Origin of the sequence: Pseudomonas fuscovaginae SE-1 (assembly GCF_000364705.1) — a bacterium.
Taxonomy (GTDB): domain Bacteria; phylum Pseudomonadota; class Gammaproteobacteria; order Pseudomonadales; family Pseudomonadaceae; genus Aquipseudomonas; species Aquipseudomonas fuscovaginae_A.
The window spans coordinates 1-1,891 of the sequence record NZ_AQOH01000141.1 but is presented as its reverse complement, the minus strand read 5'-3'; the positions used below and the strand labels follow the sequence as shown (position 1 = coordinate 1,891).

Genomic DNA, 1,891 nt, shown 5'->3' with positions numbered 1-1,891 from the left:
AAATGTGATAGTTGCTAGGTTGTATTTTTTGATATATGCCTGTAGTGTTATGTCTTTGCCATTGTCATCAAATTTAATCTGCCGAAGTGAGCGGCCAGTCAGCGAGATTGAACTCATGTTCTTTTTTAGACGGGCGGGCCTGGGGCTATCTATAAGATCAAGCTCTTCTGTTGCGGCAATTTCATAGACTCTCTCAAGCTGAGAAACGAGATTCTCAATCTGTTTGGAAGTCATCTGGAACGTTCTTCCCCGTCGCGTCGTATAAAAGATAGGAATATCTTTGTCAATTACGTTATCTACAAGAAAGGACGACTCTACGAGAATGGCGGTGGGTTCGCTTTTATCCCACACGACATCCAGCTCTACAAGTTTAGCGAAGGCGTCCAAAAAATCTTTATCAGATGACGGGTTGTTAATCTGATGGATCTGGCCTTTTGCCCACTCCACTATTTTCTCTATTGACTTACGCTCAGAGGCCTCGACGACACGTCCGCTTTGAGCGGAAATGGTTTTGATACGACCGTTTAACCGCAATTTGAAAAAGTAGGGAATAGATCTGCCTGCGGCGTGGGTTGACAGGAGGCCTTTAAGATCTGCTGCTTCGTACGATTTGCCGCGCATCGCTCTTTCGGAAACAGTCATATTACGCATTGCCATCTTCTGAAACTGAGCATCGCTGTCACTGAAAGCTGCGGTCAATTCCGCGCTCCGAATCAGAGTGGCAACCTTATCGATGGTTTCAGAAACTGAGGCGCAGGATTTTTTAAAGACGACCAAGCATTCATCGACGGTCACCAAGAGTATGAACGCATAGATTGTGTCGTTAAGCGGCTCGCTCCAAAAGTGGACATCCCGATTCGTCGCGAAAACTCTCAAGCTGAAGCGGTATTCGCTACCATCCTGAAGGACTTCTTCTTTGTTAAATTGATCAGCGATCAACGTGCTACCGGGCTTCTGGTTTGAGGATGCCGCATCAAGTATCGAGCGCAAAGTTTCCTCACTAAGAGGTTCAATAACTCGGTAGAACTGGGCATTCTGAGTTAGCAATAATCTGCTAGACACGGCAAAACCTTCCTTAGCGGCCTGAATACAGGAAGCGTAATACTATATCGCCACTGTCGCCACTCGATTTTCGATAGGCTGCTATGGGTCGACTGGGGGCCTTCGCGATAGGCAGCGATGGGTCAAACCTTGCCTTCCGCTTAGTGCCGCTTTCGGCCGATAGCTGCCAGTCACGGATAGCCGCTTGCGCCCCCAGCCATGCGAAAGGCTCGTCCAGTCGAATGCAAGCGTTTGATCGCGAGTGTGTAACTACGCAGCTTGGCGCACTCACGCTCTAGGAAGGCGAAAACAATCAGGAATTGAGCATAGAGCTTTGGATACTGCCTGGCGCTCAATCTCCAGCCTTCGGGCAATTTCTGACTGGTTAAAACCGAGTTTCTGAAGCACAAGTATTTGCTTCTTACGATCAGAAAACCGTGTGTCGACCATGAGGCGAGCGATATTTCTGAGCTCAGATTCATCGGCCACCTGTACCGTCAGGCTGAGCATGTACTGGAAGAAATATGAGTCGACAAGCTCGTCACCTGATTTCGCCTGAGGCTTCGCTCTTATAGCGCACTGCCTGCTCAATCTCGCCAGTTCAAGGTCAAACTGCGCTACGGACCTTTTTGCTTGCCTGTACGCGGGATTCCAGCTGCCATCATGCGTCTTTGGACGATGAGTTGTGCAGTAAAGGTTGCTCAAACGTAGGTGCTCGTCGGGGTCGCGCTGACCTTCTCCAGTAACGAAGGATGCTAGCTCGGCTTGAGTGCCACAGAACCTACAAAAGCCCTTCAAGCGCTGGTTGTGATCGTGTCCCTAGAAGTGGTGTAACTGAACCAACCGAAGG

At 49.1% G+C, this 1,891-nt stretch carries 1 pseudogene; it reads right to left on the bottom strand.

Annotation, left to right across the window (positions count from 1 at the left end):
• Positions 1–1,062: pseudogene (locus K675_RS0114210) on the bottom strand (hypothetical protein); the annotation flags it as partial.
• Positions 1,063–1,891 lie beyond the last annotated feature (829 nt).